The sequence below is a fragment of the Natronococcus sp. CG52 genome (assembly GCF_023913515.1).
GTDB classification, from domain to species: domain Archaea; phylum Halobacteriota; class Halobacteria; order Halobacteriales; family Natrialbaceae; genus Natronococcus; species Natronococcus zhouii.
This window is the reverse complement of sequence record NZ_CP099391.1, coordinates 1,718,982-1,741,076: the sequence shown is the minus strand read 5'-3', so window position 1 is coordinate 1,741,076 and position 22,095 is coordinate 1,718,982. Positions and strand designations below refer to the sequence as shown.

General features: G+C 61.5%; 21 protein-coding genes. 8 read left to right on the top strand and 13 right to left on the bottom strand.

The features are described 5' to 3' along the window. Positions 1–8: 8 nt before the first annotated feature. Positions 9–1,901: a S9 family peptidase gene (locus tag NED97_RS08845; RefSeq protein ID WP_252490329.1), complete on the bottom strand. Its 1,893-nt coding sequence runs from the start codon at positions 1,899–1,901 to the stop codon at positions 9–11. Between the two features lie 244 nt (positions 1,902–2,145). Here NED97_RS08845 and NED97_RS08840 point away from each other — a divergent pair, with 244 nt between their 5' ends. Both NED97_RS08840 and NED97_RS08835 read left to right on the top strand, forming a co-directional pair. Further along, positions 2,146–2,448 (top strand): hypothetical protein, encoded by a 303-nt coding sequence (locus NED97_RS08840; RefSeq protein ID WP_252490672.1) that lies wholly within the window; start codon positions 2,146–2,148, stop codon positions 2,446–2,448. After that, positions 2,418–3,185 carry a cation:proton antiporter gene (locus NED97_RS08835; protein ID WP_252490604.1) on the top strand — a complete coding sequence of 256 codons (768 nt, stop codon included), beginning with the start codon at positions 2,418–2,420 and terminating at the stop codon, positions 3,183–3,185. Before NED97_RS08840 ends, NED97_RS08835 begins: the two co-directional genes overlap by 31 nt. 86 nt (positions 3,186–3,271) lie before the next feature. Here the strand turns inward: NED97_RS08835 and NED97_RS08830 are convergent, their stop codons facing one another. The 6 genes from NED97_RS08830 to NED97_RS08805 form a co-directional block, all read right to left on the bottom strand. Then, positions 3,272–3,562 (bottom strand): PadR family transcriptional regulator, encoded by a 291-nt coding sequence (locus tag NED97_RS08830; protein ID WP_252490328.1) that lies wholly within the window; start codon positions 3,560–3,562, stop codon positions 3,272–3,274. A gap of 341 nt (positions 3,563–3,903) precedes the next feature. Continuing rightward, positions 3,904–4,947, bottom strand: a complete 1,044-nt coding sequence (locus NED97_RS08825; protein ID WP_252490327.1) for a pentapeptide repeat-containing protein — start codon at positions 4,945–4,947, stop codon at positions 3,904–3,906. A gap of 297 nt (positions 4,948–5,244) precedes the next feature. Continuing rightward, positions 5,245–5,382, bottom strand: a complete 138-nt coding sequence (locus tag NED97_RS08820) for a hypothetical protein (RefSeq protein WP_252490326.1) — start codon at positions 5,380–5,382, stop codon at positions 5,245–5,247. Between the two features lie 614 nt (positions 5,383–5,996). Further along, the gene (locus tag NED97_RS08815; protein WP_252490325.1) at positions 5,997–6,458 is read right to left on the bottom strand and encodes a hypothetical protein; all 462 of its coding nucleotides are present in this window, start codon (positions 6,456–6,458) and stop codon (positions 5,997–5,999) included. A gap of 159 nt (positions 6,459–6,617) precedes the next feature. After that, the gene (locus NED97_RS08810; protein WP_252490324.1) at positions 6,618–8,282 is read right to left on the bottom strand and encodes an aldehyde ferredoxin oxidoreductase C-terminal domain-containing protein; all 1,665 of its coding nucleotides are present in this window, start codon (positions 8,280–8,282) and stop codon (positions 6,618–6,620) included. Positions 8,283–8,439: 157 nt separating this feature from the next. After that, the gene (locus NED97_RS08805) at positions 8,440–8,829 is read right to left on the bottom strand and encodes a hypothetical protein (protein WP_252490323.1); all 390 of its coding nucleotides are present in this window, start codon (positions 8,827–8,829) and stop codon (positions 8,440–8,442) included. A gap of 534 nt (positions 8,830–9,363) precedes the next feature. On the opposite strand from NED97_RS08805, the gene NED97_RS08800 reads away from it, so the two are divergent. Continuing rightward, positions 9,364–9,990, top strand: a complete 627-nt coding sequence (locus tag NED97_RS08800) for a GNAT family N-acetyltransferase (RefSeq protein ID WP_252490322.1) — start codon at positions 9,364–9,366, stop codon at positions 9,988–9,990. Positions 9,991–10,006: 16 nt separating this feature from the next. Here NED97_RS08800 and NED97_RS08795 read toward each other — a convergent pair whose 3' ends face one another. Further along, positions 10,007–10,249, bottom strand: coding sequence for a hypothetical protein (locus NED97_RS08795; RefSeq protein WP_252490321.1), 243 nt, complete (start codon positions 10,247–10,249; stop codon positions 10,007–10,009). 55 nt (positions 10,250–10,304) lie between these two features. Between NED97_RS08795 and NED97_RS08790 the strand changes: the two genes are divergently transcribed. Continuing rightward, a complete protein-coding gene (locus NED97_RS08790) occupies positions 10,305–10,628 on the top strand; it encodes a hypothetical protein (protein ID WP_252490320.1) in 324 nt (107 codons plus the stop codon). 95 nt (positions 10,629–10,723) lie between these two features. After that, complete coding sequence (locus NED97_RS08785; protein WP_252490319.1) at positions 10,724–12,403, top strand: acyl-CoA mutase large subunit family protein; 1,680 nt, start codon at positions 10,724–10,726, stop codon at positions 12,401–12,403. A 68-nt stretch (positions 12,404–12,471) separates the two neighbouring features. Here the strand turns inward: NED97_RS08785 and NED97_RS08780 are convergent, their stop codons facing one another. The 4 genes from NED97_RS08780 to NED97_RS08765 form a co-directional block, all read right to left on the bottom strand. Continuing rightward, positions 12,472–12,921 (bottom strand): NUDIX hydrolase, encoded by a 450-nt coding sequence (locus NED97_RS08780; protein WP_252490318.1) that lies wholly within the window; start codon positions 12,919–12,921, stop codon positions 12,472–12,474. 288 nt (positions 12,922–13,209) lie between these two features. Further along, complete coding sequence (locus NED97_RS08775) at positions 13,210–13,554, bottom strand: metal-dependent hydrolase (RefSeq protein ID WP_252490317.1); 345 nt, start codon at positions 13,552–13,554, stop codon at positions 13,210–13,212. Between the two features lie 181 nt (positions 13,555–13,735). Continuing rightward, complete coding sequence (gene gfo6, locus NED97_RS08770) at positions 13,736–14,794, bottom strand: D-xylose 1-dehydrogenase Gfo6 (protein ID WP_252490316.1); 1,059 nt, start codon at positions 14,792–14,794, stop codon at positions 13,736–13,738. Between the two features lie 12 nt (positions 14,795–14,806). Then, entirely contained in the window at positions 14,807–15,730 is a 924-nt protein-coding gene (locus NED97_RS08765; RefSeq protein ID WP_252490315.1) for an NAD-dependent epimerase/dehydratase family protein, read from the bottom strand. Between the two features lie 411 nt (positions 15,731–16,141). Here NED97_RS08765 and NED97_RS08760 point away from each other — a divergent pair, with 411 nt between their 5' ends. The 3 genes from NED97_RS08760 (at position 16,142) to NED97_RS08750 (ending at position 20,426) form a co-directional block, all read left to right on the top strand. Continuing rightward, positions 16,142–17,071: an NAD-dependent epimerase/dehydratase family protein gene (locus NED97_RS08760; RefSeq protein ID WP_252490603.1), complete on the top strand. Its 930-nt coding sequence runs from the start codon at positions 16,142–16,144 to the stop codon at positions 17,069–17,071. A gap of 360 nt (positions 17,072–17,431) precedes the next feature. Next, on the top strand, positions 17,432–18,451 hold the full coding sequence (locus tag NED97_RS08755; RefSeq protein WP_252490314.1) for an NAD-dependent epimerase/dehydratase family protein: 1,020 nt from the start codon (positions 17,432–17,434) through the stop codon (positions 18,449–18,451). Positions 18,452–18,698: 247 nt separating this feature from the next. Then, positions 18,699–20,426 carry a hypothetical protein gene (locus tag NED97_RS08750; RefSeq protein ID WP_252490313.1) on the top strand — a complete coding sequence of 576 codons (1,728 nt, stop codon included), beginning with the start codon at positions 18,699–18,701 and terminating at the stop codon, positions 20,424–20,426. A gap of 123 nt (positions 20,427–20,549) precedes the next feature. Here the strand turns inward: NED97_RS08750 and NED97_RS08745 are convergent, their stop codons facing one another. Continuing rightward, positions 20,550–21,968 carry an oligosaccharide flippase family protein gene (locus NED97_RS08745; RefSeq protein ID WP_252490312.1) on the bottom strand — a complete coding sequence of 473 codons (1,419 nt, stop codon included), beginning with the start codon at positions 21,966–21,968 and terminating at the stop codon, positions 20,550–20,552. Between the last annotated feature and the right edge of the window lie 127 nt (positions 21,969–22,095).

Genomic DNA, 22,095 nt, shown 5'->3' with positions numbered 1-22,095 from the left:
ACTCCGACCTACTGCCGACTGCGCACCCCCTCGAGGTCGACGCGACGTTCGAGGAAGTCCGTGAGCAGCCGGAACAGCCGCAGTTTCTGAGTCTGGTCGGAGGACGCGTGACCCTCCTCGCCGAGTTCGTGGTACTCGAAGGCGCCGCCCTCGCCGGCCTCGAGGCCGCGCTCTTCGAGCACGTCGCGGAAGAGACGAGCCTGTGAGACGGGAACCCGGCGATCGTTGACGCCGTGAACCATACACAGCGGCGCGTCGAGGTTCTCGGCGTAGGTGATCGGTGAGCGCTCCGCGTAGAGGTCGGGATTTTCTTCGGGCGTCCCGAGGTACTTCTCCATGAGTTCGGTTCGGAAGTGGGGCATCGTGGTCTCGTACATCTCCTCGAGGTCGGTGAGGCCGATCCACGCGATGCCGGTCTCGTAGAGGTCGGGATACTGGACGAGTTGCCAGTACGCCGAGTAGCCGCCGTAGGAGCCGCCGAAAACGACCACGCGGTCGTCGTCGAGCCAGTCGTAGCGTTCGAGGGCGTACTCGACGGCAGTCGCGACGTCGCCCTGCTCGGCGCCGCCCCAGTCGTCGATCAGTTTCTCGACGAACTCGCGGCCCCGTCCGGACGAGCCTCGGTAGTTAACCTGCAACACCGAGAAGCCGCGGGAGGCGAGCACCTGCGTGTAGAGGTCGAACGACTTCGTATCGCGGGCGCGCGGTCCGCCGTGGGGGTTGACGATCAGCGGCGAGGGTCGTTCGCCGGAGTCGTACAGCAGCGCGCCGATCTCGAGTTCCTCGTACGGCACGTGGTCGACCGCCCTCGCCGGCATCTCGGGGACGCCGTCCGACGGGAACGTGAGGTACTCCGCGTCGGCGAAGTCGCCGGGCTCGAACGGGCCGTGCTCGGCCTCGATCAGCGTCTCGTACTCGTCGGTGCGAAGGTCGTAGACCAACAGTTCCGACCGCCGGGTCGGGCTGGTGTGCTCGAGGAGGATCCGATCCTCGTCGACGCTGATTCCCGCCGGACCTATCCCGCCAACCGACGTGACTCCCTCGGGAACGTCGAGTTCTCGTCCCTCGCCCGTCTCGCAGTCGTAGACGACGGGGACGGAGACGGCGTCGCGGGCGCGCGACGCGAGGAGGCGCTCCCCGCCGGGGAGGAACGCGACGGCCTGTTCCTCGTACGTTCCATCACCGTACCAAGTGACGTCGTCGGTCTCGAAGTTGTAAACGCCGACGCGGCCGAGATCCTCGGTATTGTCGCCGACCAGCAGTCGTCCGCCGTCGGGGCTCCAGTCGGCAGGCGTCGCTTCGGCGCCGACCTCGCCGAGCTCGAGGTTCCGCGGCTCGGAGCCGTCGGCGTTCGCGACGTAGACGTCCTCGTTTTCGTAGTCGTCGGACTCGTTGGTCGCGTACGCGATTCGATCGCCGTCCGGCGAGAGCCGTGCGCCCCCGGCCGCCCGCTCGTAGTCGGTCACCTTGGTCGTCTCTCCCGTCGCGAGGTCGTGGCGGTAGACGTTGAACTGTCCGTCGCGGGTCGAAGCGAGCAGCAGCGTCTCGCCGTCGTCGCCGACGTCCTGGATGACGACCTGCCCGTCCGTCTCGACGATCGGTTCGACCGTCCCGTCGCGCGAGAGCGCGTAGACGTCGTTCTGTTCGTCGCCGTCGTCGTCGAGGTGGAAGAACACGCGGTCGCCGTCCGCGTCCCACGAGACGAACCACCGCGCGTTCCGCGGCACCTCGCCGTCGGACCACCGCGTCAGTTCGCCGGAGTCGACGTCGACGACGTGCAGTTCGTTCCGGCCGCTGACGTCGTAGTAGAGCGCGACCTCGTTCCCGGACGGGGAGACGGTCGGGTGTGCCATCGTCGGCAGTCGAGCGAGTTCCTCGAGAACGTCGTCGTGATTGTTCATCGTTCGTTCGTGTTGCCGAACCGACTTAACTATTGAAGGAATTCTACGAAAAACGACGAGAACATCGATACGTTCGGGGTACGGGGATCTACTTTCGGAAACTCTTTTCCGCTCACTTCGTACTTCTCGCCCGAATTCGGTGATCGAACACGTATCGTATCGAGTATGTCACCGATCATATCGTACGAACGGAAAGAAGTGGTCGGCAGGTGGACGGTACGACGGACAACCACTCGAGTTCTTCGTGACGAAGGTCGACGACACGATCGGCTGGATCCTGCTCGCGACGGTCGCCGGACTCGCCCGAACCGGCGCGGTCGACGTCGGCTCGGCCGCGACGACGATCCTCTCGGTGCTCGTCTTTCTCGGGATCGCGTTCACGATCGGACCCCGATTCGTCACCGCGCTCGTGCGCTGGGTCGGCAACGTCTTCGGAAGCGACATCGCGCTGCTCTCGACGCTGATGTTGCTCGCCCTCGCCGCGGGTGCGGTGACCCAGTATACGGGCTCGAAGCGATTCTCGGCGCGTTCGTCGTCGGCATCCTGATCAGTCAGGGAAAGCGGTTCAGCTACGATCTCCGGCACACCTTCGAGGTGATGACGCTCGCCATCTTCGCGCCGATTTTCTTCGCCATCGCCGGACTCCGGATGGACGTCGCCGCCCTGTTGGATCCGACGGTGTTCGGCGTGGGACTGATCGTACTCACCGTAGCCTGTTTCGGGAAGTTCGCCGGAATCACGGGCGTCTCCCGGCTGGCCGGCCTCTCGAGGTGGGAGGGGATCACGATCGGCGGCGGGATGAACGCGCGCGGGGCCACGGAGATCATCGTCGCAACCATCGGCGTCGGGGCGGGAATCCTGACGATCAACGTGTACAGCGTCATCGTCACGGTCGCCATCGTGACGTCGCTGATGGCGCCGTCGATCATGCGGTGGTCGGTCCTCAAGATCGAGATGACCGAGGAGGAGCGAGAGCGGATCGAACGCGAGGCGGTCCTCCAGAAGAGCTTCGTCAACGACCTCGCACGGATCCTGTTGCCGACTCGCGGGGGCGCCGACACGCAGTACGCTGCCCGACTCGTCGGTCCGCTGATCCGCGATCAGGAGGTCGCTCAGGACGTGATGTGCGTTAGCGAGACGGCAGAAACTTCGGGGACGACACGCGGCGGGATCTTCATAGGTTCGACTGTGCGTCCGATCTCCCGGCGAGCGTTTCTCGGACCCCGCGTCGAGTACGCCGTCCAGAACGCACCGTGTCCGGTCGCGGTGGTCAGTTCGCTGTGAGTGGGCCGCGAGTCGCGGCGCGAATGTGACGCTCTGCCGGTGCTCCGGGGCCGTCTTGCGACGCCGCCAGTCCGGGGCCGCGGCGATTACGACTCCGAGAGCAATTCGCCGACGTACTGCTGTTCCCACTCGCGCCGGGCCTCGAGTTCACGCTGTCCGCGTCGCGTCACGGTGTAGAAGTTCGTCCGGCGATCGACCTGCCCCTTTTCGACGAGCCCCTTGTCGACGAGCGTATCGAGGTTCGGATACAGTCGGCCGTGGTGGATCTCCTTCTCGTAGTACTTCTCGAGTTCCTCCTGAATCGCCAGCCCGTGCGGTTCGTCCTGGCCAACGATCACGTACAGCAGGTCGCGCTGAAAGCCGGTCAGATCATACATGTCTGGTTAATTGAGCTGTCGGTATAATACAATATCGGAATCGTGTGAGAACGGTTGTGTCGAGACGGAACCGGCGCGAACGACACGGACGCCCCGATACTCGCCGGTATTGGTCGCGTTCTTCCGTCGACGCCCGTCTCCGACTCCTCGGTGAAGAACTCTCGCGTCGCCGTTCGCCGAAGCATCCACGGCGCAACCGCGAAGAGCACCGGCGAAAAGGACGGTCGTTGCGACGACGACCACACCCGTTCGGCCGTTCGCTCGAGGCGCTCTCGCCACACCGTCTCCCGGTCGAGTTGCCCGCGGTAGAGGTGTCCGGGCAGCCGAACGGGAGTCCCTGTTCAGTGTTGGACGCTCTGTGTGAGTACGAAGACCAGCAGCGCCATCAACAGGATCCCGAGCAGCGATTCGACGCTCGCGATGACGCGCGCCCATCGGCCGACGGGCTGGATATCCCCGTACCCCAGCGTCCCGAACGTGACGACGCTAAAGTACAGACTCCTGAAGAAGGCGCTAATCAGCACCCAGCTCGGTGCCTCTGTCGGGTCGCCGATCTGATACGTGATCGTCTCCTCGCCTCTGACTTCGCGAATGCCGCCGGTCACGGGATACAACAACGCACAGACGAGAATCGTCGTCAGCGAGGTCAGAACGACGCGCCAGGGGCTCATTCCGTAGCGCATGATCCACCGCGATCCGGCCAGTTTGAGCGCCTGCAGGTAGTTGCCGGTTTGCCAGGCGCGTCTCCGACGGAGGTCCATCTCCCGAAGGTAGTTCTCTCGCACCCGTTCCGGAAACGCGTTCTCGTCGTAGACCCGCTGCAGTTCCCGATAGACCCACTTCGCGGAGTCGGCCATCTCGGTCGCGGCGTCCCCGTCCGCGTTTCCTTCGAGGTCACTCTCGTAAACTGTGAAGTCGCCGAAAGAGGTCTGGAGGTTGATGCGGACGTCCGTCAGACCCGCGCGGTAGAGCATCGCATCATCGAAGTTCGCGCCCCGGAGGTCGACGAAAAAGAACACCGAATCGTGGAGGTTCGCGGCCGTGAACGACGCCCGGCGAGCGTCAACGTCGCGAAACGTTGCCCGGCGGAGATCCGCACCGGAGAGATCCGCGCGGTCGAGTACCGCGTCCGTGAAGTCGGCCCCGATCAGCGAGCAACCGGCGAGAGACTCCGTCTCCGCCAGCACCGCACCACGGAGGTCGGCGCCGTCGAGTCGATCACCCGGTTCCAGCCGCGTTCGCCGATACGCTTCCGGTGGGACGGTTTCGGCGGTGTGCCAGATACAGCGGTCCGTGTCCTCCCACGTCGATCGCCAGCAACAGACCGCTCCGACGCCTTCGATTCCGCCAAGCCGTACTGTGTAACCACACCGATCCTCGGACATAGAGAATCCACCACGCGAACCCACTAATTTGATGCACTCACCGCGTTCCTGACACTGCGGTCCGTCGACCGGTTCCGGGTCGAACGCTGACCCAACTTCCGCCACCGGATGCGCGATTCGAGCGTACTCGAATCGGCCCCGCACCTCGTTTCGGCATCCGTACGCTCTCCGTACGGCGCTACTGTCGGCGCTACCGGTTCAGCCGCGATCGCGTTCGCCGGACCGATGGAAACCGTCGAGGGAAAGGAACGCTATCGTCCGGAAAACGGGATCGAGAAGGATCGTCGAACCACTCTCTCAGGCGAGGATCACGACGTCCACGTTCCGACACTCGGGGCAGACGCGCGCGCCGCCGACCCCGTCGTTCTCGAGGATCATCCAGTTCAGTTCGTTCGCATCACCGTACCAGCCACAGTTTTGGCACTCGGAGTTCATCGAACGAAGTACGCCGCGTGGAGCGTTAGCACTTTTTCAGCGAGAGCGGACGATCAGGCGTCGCGACAGTAGCCGCGACGTTACTGCTCCAGCACGCGAAACGACGTCGAACCACAGGAACACGCGGTGGTTCCGATCGGACGAACCGTTCCGTCCGTCGACTGCCGGACCGCAAACGCGTTGCCACACTGCGTACACGTGCCTGCGCCCCTCCTCTTCGATTCGAATGACATACCACACCTACGTCCGTCGAAGGGGATAAACGAACTGTGAACACGAAGAAAGTAGCCGCCGTGTTACTACCGGCGTGACAACGCGGACAGACCAGTTATGAGTCTCCGTTCGAGAAGCCGCTACCGTCGGTTCGAAGAATTGCAGCGGGGAAGAGTAGTTGACCGTTCAGGGCCATGGTGACGACCTGAGAGGTCAGTCGAGGCCACAGCCACGTCCCAACTGCGAGTTCGTATAACCCTGCTCGAGCAGCCCTGCTCGAAGCAATCTAGCGGTGGACGGGCACAGTCATTAATCTTTGGGCCGAAAGGATGTTAATTATGAATTTCTCGAGCGACCCGACGGACGAACGTTCCGAGTGAACCCGGACGTAACCCAACAACTCACGTGTCGAAGTTCCTGCCCCGCCAACTCCACAGCGCCAGGACGGCGAGTGCGAGTGCAAGCACACCGAGGAGGACGAATTTGCCGATTCGACCGGCCGTCAACGCCGGTGAGCGAATCAGTGCCGTCTCCTCGAGCAAGAAGAGGACCAGGAACAACAGTCCGAACAGCGACGCGATCGCGACGCCGATCCCCTCCCGGATCATCCAGGTGAATTCGTTCGCGTCGATCCTGGCGGCTTCAGTCGGCTCCTCGGCATCCGACGCCGGGTACGCAGCGCTATCCCACGGCGTTCCGAGATACCCGACGACGTACGAGAGCGAGGCGGCAGCAACGAGGATGATCCCGAACGTAAGCAGGCCCGCGACTGCGTTCGGCGGGGCGAGGATGACCGTGAGAACCGCGGCGGCAACGAGTGAGCCGCCGAACATCACGAGGAACCGTTTGAGTGGCGTGTACATACGAAGGGTACGTCGCGCAACGGTATGGTATAGTCGCCACTGAACGTCGGTGCACACCCGATCGCACAGCCGTCGTACGATCGGTATGGAAACCGTTCCAGTTGTTGTAAGCGGAACGAGTCTCGGCCCGAAACCGGGCGACCCCAGTCGAGCGGCGAATCAGTCGGCGGACGGTGCGTTCGGTTCGACCGTCCCGTCCGGAACGGTCCCCTCTGACCAGCCTCGAGCCGCGTAGTACTCCTCGATCGCGTCCTCGAGGTCGGGGATCTCGTACGGCAGGTCGTCCGCGTCCCGGCCGAACCCGCGCTGGTTATTGAAGTGGCGCTCGAGGCGGACGGTCTCCGCACCGACGTCCATGAGCTCCTCGTAGTCGGCGTCGAACAGGGTCTCGAGGCGATCGTCGGTGACGTAGTCGCCTCCGAAGGCGCAGACGACGCCCGTATCTCGGAACGCGGCCGCGTTCTCCTCCGCGACGAGCGTTTCGGCCTTCCCGAGCGTCCCCTCGGGATCGAGCTCGCCGCTGTACTCGAGGGTCAGCATTCCGGCGTACATGTGATCCGCGCCGCGGTTCGCGACGGCGTAGGAGAGGCCCTGTCCGTGGAGGACTCGACCGTCGTGCGCGGCGAACTCCATCCCCTTGACGGTGTAGTTGTCGACGCCGAGTTCGTCGTGGACCCGGTCGACGCCTTCGGCGAGCGAGTCGCCGATACCCTCGCGGCGGGCGATCTGCTCGGTGACCTCCCGGGCGAGTTCCGCGTTGCCGAACTCGTCCTCGCTGGCGAGATAGGCCGCGACGGTGACGCCGGCCGAGATGGTGTCCATCCCGAGCGTGTCGCAGAGCTCGTTCGCCTTCATAACGTCCACGATGTCGCCGACGCCCTGGCACGAGCCGAACGAGTAGACGGTCTCGAACTCAGGTCCCTCGGTCTCGACGCCGCTCTCCTCGTCTCTGGTCGGCAGTTTGCAGGCGTACGCGCAGGCCGAACACGCGCCTTTCTTGTACTTCTTCTCCTCGACGGCGTCGCCGCCGATGTCGGCGGCGTGTTCGAACTCGTACTCCTCGAAGTACCTGGTGGGAAGCGAGAAGTTCTCGTTGATGAACTCCGTGCCGCCGGTCGTCCCCTGCCGTCGCATCCGATCGTCGGACTGGGCGGCCTCCCGGTGGACGTCCATCTCCGGCGGGTTCGGGATCTCGAGCGGCGGTTCGACGTCACCCTCGAAGGTGACGCACTTCACGTTCTTCGCTCCCAGAACCGCACCGAGGCCCCCGCGACCGAACGCGCGCGAGTCGAATGTCATCACCGACGCGAACCGGACCAGGTTCTCGCCCGCGGGACCGATCGCGATGCAGTGCTCGGCGCCGAGGTCGCGACTGTCCGCCACGTACTCGGAGGTTTCGGGGACGGTCGCACCCTCGAGCTCCGGTACTTCCTCGAACTCGACGCCCTGATCCGTGACGTGGACGGCGAGCGGCTCGTCGCTCTCGCCCGCGATCTCGAGGACGCTGATTCCCGTCGAGACGAAGTTCCGCGAGAGGTAGCCGCCCGCGTTAGTCGAGACCAGGCCGTCGGTGAGCGGCGAGAGTCCGGTCATGTTCATTCGTCCCGTAAAGGACATCTGAGACTGCTGAAGCGGACCGGTCGAGAGGTACGCGCGATTCTCCGGACCGAAGGGGTCGGCGTCGAACGGGATGCGTTCGTGGGCGAGGGCGGTCGCCGCCGCTCGACCGCCGACGTAGCTCTCGAGCAGGTCGTCGATAGCCGTTTCCGAGGTGGTACGCTCACCGACGTCGACGGTGAGTAGTGGGCCTGTCGCGTGAAGCATGCACAGACGTTACGGACGAGAGACCTTAGCTGTGGGTTGCGCGAGAAGCGGATTCGCCGCCGCGATCGCTGCTTCGCGGTCGGCGTGGGAGAGCGCGTGACCCGACTGCAATTCGGAGAGTCACGGTGCGGATGAAGCTGGAATCGGCCGTCGATCACTATCTCGTGTCGATGACGACGTCGCCCGCCTCGACGCGGCTTCCGCTGCTCCCGGTCACGATTCGAGTATCCCCGGCTTCGACGACGGTTCCGTCTTCCTCCTTTTTCCGGCCGTGTTTGTCCTTCTTCCGCTTACCGCGTTTCTCGTCCTTTTTCTTCGGCTTCTTCTTATCGCGTTTCTTGCCCTTCTTCCTCTTATCGCCCTTCTTGTCCTTCTTTTTCTTCGGTTCGTCTTTCTTCCTCTTCCCGTTGTTCTTTGTGCCGTCTTTCTTTTTCCCGTCCTTGCGGGAGGCAGCAGCCCCTCCAGTAAGCCCGACCGCACTGACGGTGATTCCACCCGTGGTCAGAAGCACGCTGCGGCGAGTGCTACGCGATGGTTCGTCTGTCATATGGTCTCTGGGCGGGTCTCGCCCACTCCGGCCGTATTGCGAATGCCATTATGAACGGTCGAGAGCGTTTCAACTATTAATTAACTCAGACGACAACTACCGCTGTCCCCACATCTAGAATATCTCGTATTACCGGCGACGCGACCGAATCGAGAGAACAAAATGCGCAGCTAATTGCGGACTCGATACTGATCGGATGCGTTGTCGGTTACAATAGTGATATCGCGGCCGCCGATCTCGCCTCACGCTCGTGTTCGACATCGGACAGCCGATTCTCGGGATCCCGAAAGGAACCGTACCGCCACCGAAATCGATCTATTTGTCGGCTTTCACGCAACTCACTGCCTCGGGTCCGGAGGACGCCATCGCCGAAATCCGGGTTTACCGCCCGTCCTGTACGCCGTACGTACACCGGAGACGACTCAAATACAGTCAAAATGAACGCCACATTACCGACTACAGACCACGCTACGCCACGGGTGGGGTTCTGGGGCCCCACAAACGCTTTTGGTGGCAGATGGCCTAGATCCACTCATGTACGTGCGGGACGCGAAAAACAGGGAGGAGGTCTGGCTGCTCGACTACATCGAGTCGATGGGGCTCGACGACACGGCGTTCCGCTCGCGTGACTACGTCGTCGCGATCGACGAAGTCACCGGCGAGAAGGCGGGTTTCGGGCGCATCCGCGTCCACAAGGTCGACGGCGAACCGACCGACGCAAACGGCAGTCCCGCCGGTGACGAGGGACCGGCCGAGGTCTGCGAGTTGACCAGTATCGGCGTTCTCGAGAGCTGGCGTGGTCAGGGTGTCGGCGCACACGTCATCGAGCGACTCCTCGAGTACGCCGGCGACGAGGGGTTCGATACCGTCTACTCGCTAACCGGCCAGAGCGCCTACCTCGCTCAGTTCGGCTTCCGCCGGATCGAGACGGAACAGCTTCCGGAACCGCTTCAGGGGCGACTCTCGGAGAAGCGCGACCGGACCGATCCGGACGCGGTGCCGCTCGAGATCGAGATCGACCGGTTCCAGATGCCCGAGCGACTCCGGGAAGCGTTCAAGCAGGCCTCGAAGAGTCCCGAGGAAGAGCCGACTACCGAGACGGCCGAGGACTTCGGGATCGATTCCGATACCGCGACCTACAAGTACGATACGGGCCGCTGAGCGAGGTCACGGTGGCTTACGACTGGTTCCCGGGATCGTGCGGGCGGCGGTCGAATCCGTGCCGAAACGCGATCCAGGCGACCGCGGTGATAAACAGGATCGGTGGCACGATCGCGAAGGCCCACAGCGGATCCAGTCCCCATCGGAGCAAGATGACGAGGTTGAACAGTCCGATCGCGAGAAAGGGAGCGACGTAGAGGGCGGCCCGACGGCGATTGCGCGTCCCCTCGCCCGTCGGCAACGGCGTCTCCGAGCCCATACCCGGCTCGACGACGGCACAGCGGAAAAAGGTCGCGGGAATCTGACTACCACCGATGTGTTCCGATCGATCACGCTCGAGATCCGGCGCCGATGGCAGTGACGCTGACGACGGCGTCCGCGTCTGGCTCGTCGAACGCACGTACTCGGACGACGAGCTCAACCTCATCGTTCTCATTTACGCAACGGAGGACGGACGATACTACCACCGCCGAGAGCGCGCGCTGACGAGTTTCAGCGGCCCTGTCAGGGACACGAAAGCGGGACTGGTCGTCTCACCGGATGAACTCGGGCCCGTCGACGATCCGGCGGAGCGGGACCGGTACGCCAGCGAAGCCTCGCGGATGGCCGACCGGCACGAACCGACCGACGCCGTCTGAGTCGGACGCCCGCTCGCGGCTGACGGTGTATCGAATCCCATAGCATTGGTCGCGTACATTAACCTTGAAGCCCTCTCCGACCATCGGTAACTATAATGTTCGATTCCGAGGAACTCGAGGAGATCCGCGAGGGCCACGAAGAGTGGCACGAGGAAGAGGTCGAGCCGGTGCTCGAGCGGTTCGGTGAGCGCAAGGAAACGTTCACGACCGATACGGGAGGACAGGAGGTCGATCGCCTCTACACGCCGGCGGACGTCGACGACCTCGACTACCGGGAGGATCTCGGCTATCCGGGTGAGCCGCCGTACACGCGCGGCGTCTACTCGACGGGGTATCGAGGACGAATGTGGACGATGCGCCAGTACGCCGGGTTCTCGACGCCGGCGGACACCAACGAGCGCTATCACTACCTGCTCGACCAGGGCCAGACGGGACTCTCGATGGCCTTCGACCTGCCGACGCAGATGGGGTACGACTCCGACGCCAGCATGGCGGCCGGCGAGGTGGGAAAAGCCGGCGTCGCGATCGACTCGCTTTCGGACATGGAGACCGTCTTCGACGGCATCCCGCTCGACGAGGTCTCGACTTCGATGACGATCAACGCGCCCGCCTCCGTGCTGCTCGCGATGTACATCGCGGTCGGCGACAAGCAGGGCGTCGACCGCAAGGAACTTCGAGGGACGATTCAGAACGACCTCCTGAAGGAGTACATCGCTCGAAACACCTACATCTACCCGCCGGAGCCCTCGATGCGGATCATCACGGATATCTTCGAGTTCTGCGCCGCGGAGACGCCGAAGTTCAACACGATCTCGATCTCGGGCTACCACATCCGCGAGGCCGGTTCGACGGCCGCTCAGGAACTCGCCTTCACCCTCGGAAACGGCATCGAGTACGTCGAAGCGGCCATCGAGGCCGGACTGGACGTCGACGAGTTCGCCCCGCAGCTCTCCTTTTTCTTCAACGGGCACAACAACATTTTCGAGGAGGTCGCCAAGTTCCGCGCGGCCCGCCGGATGTGGCACGACATCATGGAGGAGCGCTTCGACGCGGAGAACCCCAAATCGAAACAGCTGAAGTTCCACACTCAGACTGCGGGTTCGATGCTGACCGCCCAGCAGATCGAGAACAACGTCGTCCGGGTGGCCTACCAGGCGCTCGCGGCGGTGCTCGGCGGCACGCAGAGTCTCCACACCAACGGGAAGGACGAGGCCCTCGCCCTCCCGACCGAGGAGTCCGTTCGAACCGCCCTTCGAACTCAGCAGATCCTCGCCCACGAATCCGGCGCGGCCGACACGATCGACCCGCTCGCGGGCAGCTACTACGTCGAATCGCTGACCGACGAAGTCGAGGAGGACGCCTACGAGATCATCGACGAGGTCGACAAACGCGACGGAATGCTCGAGGCCGTCGAGCAGCAGTGGGTCCAGCGCCAGATCCAGGACACCGCCTTCGACCGCCAGCGCGAGATCGAGGAGAAAGAGCGGGTCATCGTCGGCGTCAACGAGTTCGAGGTCGACGAGGACCCCCAGATGGACGTCGAGGAAGTCACCGCGGAGGACGAGCGTCGCCAGATCGATAGCCTCGAGTCGACTCGCGCGGAGCGCGACGACGAGGCCGTCGACGAGACGCTCGAGGCCCTGCGCGACGCCGCGCGGGGCGAGGAGAACCTCATGCCGTACATCGTCGACGCGGTGAAGGCCTACGCGACGGTCGGCGAGATCTGTAACGTCATGCGCGACGAGTTCGGTGAGTACCAGCCGGGAGCCGTCTGAGGAGTGAGAAAAAATTCGACCGGTCGTGCGAGGGACCGGCGCGTAGACGGCGATAGGGACGCGAGCGGTTACCGATCGGTCCGCGAGAGTGACCGCTCGACGAGGTGGACGTAGTCGTCGAGTGCCATCGCGAATTCGCGATTCGGCGGGAGTTCCTGCCAGGAGAACTCGAACTCGAAGCCGCGTTCCGCGCCCTCGCCGGTAACCGCGTGCGTCCACTCGTCGGGGGCCCCGTCGACGGATGCGTGAAAGAAGTGGCGTCTGTAGAACCGCGGGGGCGATTTTTGGCGCATCCAACTGTCGCTCGCGACGTGCCGGACCGCTCGTAGCGTCTTGAGACCGCTTTCCTCCCTGACCTCTCGTCGCAGCGCCTCGAGTCTCGATTCGCCGGCTTCGATCGTCCCCTTCGGGATCTGCAGCCCGTCGTGTTCGGGCCCCTCGAACACGAGTAGTTCTCGCTCGTTGCGGGTGATGTAGGCGCACACCTTCGGGACGTACGTTGCGCCAAACTCGGTCATAGTACCCCCGCATTCCACGAACACACGTAAAACGTTCTCCGAATTATCAGTAATTCCTGACCGTTTTCGCACCGTTCCGTCGGTACCGGACGTCGAGACGGTCGGGAACTGGTCGCCGGCGGGGGGTTCAGACGGTTTGGCGGGGCGTGATCGGTCGGACGAGGGAGAGTCTCGGGGTTCCAGCTACTACCCAATCAGTACTCGTGACTCTGTCTTACGGCCAGAGACACGAATCGCCGGAATCCGATCCGTCGCTGTTCTCCGGAGGCGACCGCGCTTCGCTGTCGGTCAGTCGGGTACCCGGTCGCGAACCGTCTCGGGTGCCCGATAGGACCGCCGCTCGAGGATCGACGTGACGCCGATAAAGATCGCCAGCGATACGCTCGCGAGCCCGACGGAGTCGGCGACGTCGAACCGATCGAACGTACGGTGGAACCAGAACATGTCGGCTATCGGACCCTCGTGGAGTGTCGACAGAATCGGGTGGCGAACGAGTTTCACCGCGTCGGGAACGAGTCCCCACGCGCCGCCCACGAGGACGAGCGTCCGCGGATACGGAACGTCGGGAACGAGAGCGACGATGATCGCGGTGACGGTGCTGCCGAAAGCGAAGTGTGTTATTCCCCGTGACATGATTTCGACCCCGGAGTGTCCCGGTTTTCCCGTCGCCCAATTAGGCGTTTTGAGCGTCCCGCCGCGTTAACTCCATATTTTGATGAGAGTCAGGAACCTCGGGACGCGGTCGCCGCGATTTGGAACGGCTCGAGAGTCCCAGATGGTCCCGCGACCGGGAGATCGGTTCTCTCCGTCGCACCTACAGCGAAATCGGTCTCCCCCTCTCGTCGGATTCGTATATCGCCTCGATGATCACCAGATCGGCGACGCCGTCTTTTCCACTGGGTTCCGGTTTCTGATCCGCCAGGAGACAGTACGCGAAGTAGTCGAACTCTTCTCTCACTTCGTCGACCGGCGGACCCGCGTACTCGATTCGAGTGCCGTCGCGCTCCGCGACGATCTCTTCCGAAGCGATGCCGCCGAACGCCGACGTTATCTGGATCTCTCCTTCGGTACCGTATATCTCGAGTCGGCTCGACGGATACGCGTTGAGACTGGCGGTACAGGACGCGACCACGCTATCGGGGAACAGCAACTGAAACGCCACGTGCTCGTCGACCTCTTCGAACGCCAGGTGGTTCGACGCCGTGGACCCGTACACCCGGACGGGATCGCGTCCCAGTAGAAACCGGATCGTGTTCAACGGGTAGATTCCGAGATCCATCAGTGCACCGCCACCCGCGATGGACGGATCGTTTCGCCACCGTATCGTGCCACCGTCGGTATCTATACAATTGGAAAATTTACCGGTGAGGTGAACCGGCTGGCCGATGAATCCGTCCGCGACGAGTTCGCGCATGCGTCTGATGAAGGGTTCCGTCTGCATCCGATATCCCGTCATCAACATCACGTCCTCTCTCTCGCAGATCCGAACCATTCGCTCGGCTCGATCGATGCTCACGTCGAGGGGTTTCTCACACAGAACCGATTTGCCGAATCGAGCCGCAGCCTCCACGTACGGCAGGTGAAACGCGTTCGGCGTGGCAACGTACACCGCGTCGTACGTCTCGACCGCGACTCCAGCTTTGAACTCGTCACTGCTGATCCAGTTCGGAACGTCGAACGCCTCCGCTACCGCCCGCGCTTTTTCGGACCACAGGTCGACCACGATCGTCGCCTCGCACAGGTCCGTTTTTCGAATCGCGGGAAGTGCTCGGCGACAGGCGAACCGTCCCGTGCCGACGACGGCTATACGAACCGGGCCGCCGTCGACGGGTTCGTACCAATCGCGTTCCGTGAAGTTGTATCGCTCCTTCATCGTGGGGAGGTGTTACGAGTCCCGGTACGGCCCACACACGCGCCGGATTCCCTCTTCGAAGCTCACCCGCGGTTCCCAGCCGGTAGCGTTCATCATCTTCGTCGGATCCGCGCACGTATCGCGGACGTACACCTGCCCCGGAATCGGGTTTTCGACGTATTCCGGTTCGACGTCGGCGTCGAGTTCCTCGGCGAGCTGATCGACGACGGCGTTGAACTCGTGGGCCTCGCCCGTTCCGAGGTTGTAGACCCCGTTCAATCGGTGCTCTGCGGCCAGTTCGATGCCGCGAACGATATCGTCGACGTGCGTGAAGTCGCGGGTCTGGGTGCCGTCGCCGAAAATCCGCGGCGACCGGCCGTGGGCGATGTCGTCCGCGAACTGCGCGATGACGTTCGCGTACACGCCCTTGTGTTCTTCCGCGCCGTGATACCCTTGGTACACCGAGAAGAACCGCAGCCCGGCGAGGCGCATCCCGTAATGGTTCGCGAAGTACTCCGCGTACTTCTCTCGAGCGAGTTTCGAGGCCTCGTACCCGGTGTGGACCGACACCTCCGTGTCCTCCGGCGAAGGTTCCGTTCGACTGCCGTAGATCGACGACGTCGAGGCGTAGACGACCGTATCACAGCCGTCGTCCCGGGCCTGTTCGACGGTGTTAACGAACCCCTCGACGTTGACTCGTACTCCCGTCGTCGGATCCCGCTCGTGCATCCCGTACGACGAGAGCGCCGCGAGGTGAAAGACGACGTCCACGTCGGTCGGCAGATCCTCGGCGAGAACGCTCCGATCCTCGAAGACTACTCGATCGTTGAGGTTCTCGGGCGTTCCGAGGTACCCGCTGTCGACCGCGATCACGTCGTTTCGGCCGGCTAGCCGATTCGCGAGATTCGACCCGATGAATCCCGCCCCGCCGGTTACGAGGAGTCGCTTGTTTCGCATGCCGGACCCTCAGTACGACGCAAAATAGCTTGTCGGTACCGTTAAACGAATATATCGGTCTTGTTCTCGAGAAATCACGTATTGGCATAGTTTAGCACAGTTCTACACGGTGCCCGATCAGAGACGGGTAAGCCGCTCGCGGGCCCAACTGGGGGGACAGCCCTCGACATCGTCGTGAGAGAAGATGAACGCCGATAGCCAGTTTCTCGTAGCTCTTCTTTCGCTGACGGTCTACCGTCGTCGCCGTCCCCGTGGTTACCGTGATTCTCCGCGTCGCGCATCGACGGGCACACGGTAAGGAGAGTGACGGCGGAGAAGTGACAATTACGTACGTGATATTCAAAGTCATTATTGTCGGCTAAATATCCCAGGTATCGAAGAATAATACATTACTTCTCACCTGATGAATCTATAGTTATGAGTAACGACCACGCGTTGATTACCGGAGGAGCGGGGTTCATCGGTTCTCATCTCGCCGAACGACTCGTCAGAGGAGGAGATTCTGTGACCGTCGTCGATGACTTGTCCCACGGAGAGAGGACGTGGATGCCAGAAGAGACGACGTTCGTAAACGGTGATCTTACCGAGCGAGAGACGGCGGAGTCGGCGCTCACCGACACTATCGATATCGTATACCACTTAGCGGCGTCGAAGGTCGTCAACTCGCCGAACCCGCGAAGACAGTTCGAGGAGAACAGCCGGATGACGTACAACCTACTCGAGCGGATGGCGGACGTCGGCGTTTCGAAGATCGTATTCACCTCCTCGTCGACGGTGTACGGCGAAGCGCCGAACCCGACGCCGGAAGACTTCGGGCCGCTGGAACCGATTAGCGTCTACGGAGCGTCCAAACTCGCGGACGAGGGGCTACTATCGGCTACCGCCCACTCGAACGACCTCACCGTTTGGAATTTCAGGTTCGCGAATATAATCGGGCCGCGCCTTCGCGGCGCGGTCATTCCCGATTTTATCGAGAAACTCTCTACGAACCCCGATCGGTTGCAGATTCTCGGTGACGGTCGCCAGGAGAAGTCGTACATGTACGTTAGCGATTGTATCAATGCGATGCTACACGTCATCGACCGGACAGGCGATCCCGTAAACACGTTCAATCTCGGTACGGGGACGACCACGTCGGTCAACCAGATCGCGGATATCGTCTCCGACGTAATGGGCTTGGACCCTCGATACGAGTACACCGGTACCGAACGAGGATGGCCCGGGGATGTAAGGCGGATGCGTCTCTCTACCGAAAAACTCCTCGCGACGGGATGGGAACCGGATCAGTCGAGCGACGAGGCCGTCGAACGGGCCGCTCGCAGACTCGTAGGCGAAATATGACTACGAACTATAGACCCGCAGTCGCATACGTGTACGAAATCTTCCGTGTTTTGCCTGTTCTACCAGTTATTAACCGCGGTGGAACGGGTTGCGTTTCCGCTCTCTTGACGCAACTTTACGTTTCCGTGACGGATTACGGTTTCTTACGGGACAATACCGGATTTAGATCCCACATACACGCGCGGAATTTTCCCGCGGTCTTGTAGTACGCACATAATAAAACAGTGAATGATCCGAGTAGGGGCCTGTGATGGAACGTCCAGTAGATACCGGCACGAGCGTGGCGACGAAAATCACCTCGCCAGTGGTAGAACTTCCCTCTCTCAACCGTGCTACACGCCCGGGTCGAGGTGAGGACGAATGATCGATTGGACAGAAGAACGGGTTCTGGTAACGGGAGGCGCCTCTTTCATCGGTTCGTATCTCGTCGAAGACCTAGTAGCGGAAGGTGCGGACGTCGTCGTCGCCGACGATTTCTCGAGCGGGGAACGCGACCACCTCTCGGCCGTCGAAGACCGAATTTCCATCATCGAAGGCGATCTCAAAAATTGGGACTTCGCTTCGGAAGCGACTTCGGACGTGGACACGGTGTTTCACCTCGCCGCCGACCACGGGGGACGGGGGTACATTTCGAACCATCCCGCGAACTGCGCGACGAACATGGCGCTCGATAATATCGTCTTCGAGACGGCGGCGAAGAACGACGTCGATCGTATCACGTTCGCCTCGAGTGCGTGCGTCTATCCGACCGATATCCAACAGGAAAAACGACCGCTGCGCGAAGAGATGGTGAGTTTCGAAGAGCGAGGTGGCGCGTTCGCCGACGAGATGTACGGATGGGCTAAACTCATGGGCGAACGATCGCTCCAGGCTCACCAAGAGCAGTACGACATCGACGCCAGCATCGTTCGTATTTTCACGGCCTACGGCCCTCGAGAGAACGAAACGCACGCGATAGTCGCGCTAATCGCGAAGGCGTACGCCGAGCAGGACCCGTTCCAAATCTGGGGAGACGGAGAGCAAACGCGGAATTTCACGTACGTGAAGGATATCACGAGCGCTCTTCGCCTGGCTGCCGAAAACGTCACCGACGGTACGCCCGTCAACGCCGGTGTTCCAGACTACATCTCCGTCAATAACGTAGTGGAGGCTATCTTCGACTCGCTCGACTGGCGTCCCGAGGAAATCGATTACCGGACGGAGAAACCGGTCGGAGTTCGTCATCGAGCCGCAGACAGTACGCGCGCGAACGAATTACTCGACTGGGAACCGGAGTACGATCTCAGTGACGGAATCGAACGCACCGTCGACTGGTATCGAGAGAACCGAGAGAGATCGGACGTATCTGATAATCTTCACCAACTACTGCATAAAAGGTGACGAGTCACCCCGTTTCGATCATCGACGCTCCTCCGGCCGCTACACGACGAAATTGGCGTGCACGTACGATAGTAGTCCCGAATCCGGGGATCTTTAATATCGTATTGGGTTCTCATAACGATGACGTATACCTATTGGCTCGCCCGCCGCCGTTTTTTGTAGTAGATTAGGAATGGAAGAGAAAACGCCGAACCACCGGCTGAACTTGTACGAGTCGGACGACGCCGAGGGGGGACGAACGTCCGATATGGAAACGATCGAGGAGCGACTCCTCGTCCGTGATGAAGAAGCCGCTCGCTCGAAATACACGCCTCACGTCGGAGCGACGTTCATCGCCACCGACACGGGAGCCGTGTACGACGGTGACGGAACGGAGTGGAACCTCGCTACGCGCAAAGTCGGGGCGTTTACCGTCACCGATTCGTTTACCGATCCCGGCGGAACGACGCACACGAAACCGATCGGCGGTGCGGTTGGCCCGCACAATACGCGGACTTTCGACGCCGGATCGACCGCCGCCGACGTCAACGAGCTGATCGACGCTGCCCATTCTGCAACGCCGGTGATGGGCCAGAGCTACGTCGTCGGGCCGTCAGAGTTCGTCACGATCTCGTCACCGGTCGTGCTCAAATCGAACGTGACGCTCGTCGCGAACCTCGAGATCGCGGACGACGCGAATATCTGTGCGGTGAAATCACGTGATTTCGATCCGCTCACCGGTAGTAACACCTGGCGCTCCGGGACGGAACCGACCGAGGTTCCCTACAACTTCGGTTTCCACGGCTTCATCTACGGCAATCGCGAGAACAACGGCGGCAGTTCGACGACGTCGGTCGACGGTATCGAGATCGGCGGCGTCGCCTTCTACGGAAAGAACTATCGCCTAGGCGGCTACGGGAACACCCCGGCCTTTATCGAGAACTGCGCGGGTACGTCTTTCTACAGCGAATGCGGCTGGCAAGAGACCGCGAACTGGACCGGAAAGGAAAAACCGGAAGCCGCGATCAGACTCCGAGCCTGGAACGGAGACGGCCACGGCATCGTCTGGCGCGGGCCACACGACTCGACGATCTGGGCCGTTCCGGCCGAACACGCCGGCCGGGGCTGGTTGCACGATACCGATACCGACGATTCGTGGGACGGCTATTACGACGACCTCTACCTCCACAGTTACAGTAATCACGCCCCTCAGCTGCACGCCAATCACGGCGAAGCAACCTACGTCTACGTCGATAACGAGGACGGGATCGTCGACGACGAGTTCAGCTGTCGGCAGGTCAAACTCCAGGCTGGCGGAAGCGGCGGCGGCCTCGAGATCGGGGAAGCGACTCGAATCGGCCGACTGATCGCCCGCGGCAACGGGTCGAACTCCGGAACGGGCAATATCGGAGTCGAGATCGACGGCGGTCCGGTATCGATCGGTCAGGCGCTCGTCACCGACTGGGATAGCCACGGCCTGAAGGCGGACGGTCAGGAACTCCACGTCGGCTACCTCCGCTCCGAATCTAACGGCGGTCACGGCATTCTGCTGGGGGCAGAGAGCGGACTGAAAGACTCCTACATCGTCGCCAATAGCCTTCACGGGAACGGCGAAGCGGCCGTCTCGTATCAGGGGGGTGAACGAAATCACATCTTCGTCCGCTCGTGGATGCGAGACGGCGACGTCGGCTGGGATCCCGCGGGAGCCGATCCCCGAAACGGTGATTACTTCGACGTCACGTTCAACGGTGGAAACACGGATACCACCCTAAACCGGGGAACGGACGTTCGAAGCGGCGACGGCAGTACGTCGGAGTTTCCGATCGACCACGAGTTAGTCGGTACCCCGCGGTTTCGCCACGTAACGCCACAGTCCGAGGACGCGGGATCCGTCAGTCACGTGACGGCGGACGAGTCGACCCTCACGGTGCACTACGTCTCACCACCGCCTGCTGGAGCGGAGAACCTCGAATGGTCGTGGGAAGCCGCCTATTGACCGCGATCCGGAATCGAGGCGACGGCAACGGTCGGTAGCGAGTTACGGAGTACGGATAGGCGGAGAGTTCGGGCGGTCTCACTGGGCGTATCGGCTCGACTCGTACCGCCGATCGCCGTTCGGTTAAATATCCAGTATGTGCTTCGCCTGCACGATTACGTTTTTTCTCAGCGGAGGGAACAACAGTAACACGACAGTGTACGTGAGAGCCCCCAGAGAAATGACTAGCAGTAGCTCTACGAGCGTTTGAATCGGGAGGACGTGACGCAGAGCGAGTAACGAGATCGTCATCGTGATCGCGGCGACTAACGCCCATCCCACCTCCACGATAGGAAATCTGATCGATATGAATTCGGATAGATAGACGGCGTGTAAGATAGTGTTCAGACCGAACGAGACCGCCGTCGCGATCGCCGCACCGGACAAACCGAATAGCGGGACTAAAACGAACGTGAGGATCAGGTTAGCTACGATCGACACTATCGTCGATTTGGCTGACAAGTCCTCTCTGTTTATCGCTCGGAGTGAACGACCGAACACGACGTAGAACGACTGGAGTATTTTCTCCCCCATCAGTATTATCAGGGCAACCGACGCGATCGTGTACGCGTCCCCGAATACGAGTCCGAGTATTTCGCTGGAAAACACCAGCGTTCCGAAGAAGGCGGGAATAGAAATCAACAAGCCGGGGACGAGCGCGGCGGGAACGATCGCTTCGATTCTGTCGGTCGCTTTCTGGGCGCTCCATTCGCTGACTTGCGGAAAAATCGTTACGGCGACCGACTCTCCGGTGAGGATCACCACCATCGTGATGAGCCACGCGATCTCGTAACTACTTACGGCCGCCTTGGGAAGAAATATCGCGATCACCAGTAAATCCATTCGGCTATAAAACTGCTTTCCGACTCCAGAAAACACGTCGAACTTAGCGTACGAAACGAGCGAGTCGACGTGTAGTTTGGCGGGCTGCTGAAACGCGAGCGACGTTTTGTGCATCCCCCAAACGAACGTAACCGTAAACCCGACTAACAATCCGTACACTAGTGCGTAGACGTCGAAGCCGAGAACCAGTAACGGGATGCCGACGACGACCCAACCAGCATCCCTGATAAATTGAAGAAACCACGTCTCGCCGACGCGTAATTCACCGCGCAAGAGACGGAGCGAAAAGTCTGCCAATTCCTGTAAAATAAGAGTTAATACGAGATACATCGCCAGTGGAGCTCCGAGGTAGGCATTTATTGTCCCTTGAAATGCGATAATCCCGACAGAGACCGCGCCCAGCGGGACCGTTTTGAGAATGATTCCGGCGGTGAAGATCTGATCGCCGGTTTGTCCCTCACTGAGACGTTTTTCTACCGCAGTCCGTAAGCCGAAATCCGCGGGCACGGCCAATACGCCGAGAGCGGCTTGAAATAAGAAGAAAATTCCGAGTGCGGTAGCGCCCAGCTCCCTGGCAAAGATCACAGTTCCGACGAACGTGAGTAACGCTCCCGCAGTCTTTGCCATTAACACCTTGAAGCTGGACTTGACAATATCCATTTTCGGTCTCTTTACTCGCGTGAATGCGTTCTAATTTTCAGGATGCTATCCGGTGTTTTCCGTTCGTCAGATTCTCTGAGGGTGTGAGAAATTTCGAGAGGGTATAAGGGACTACCTTTGGCCAATA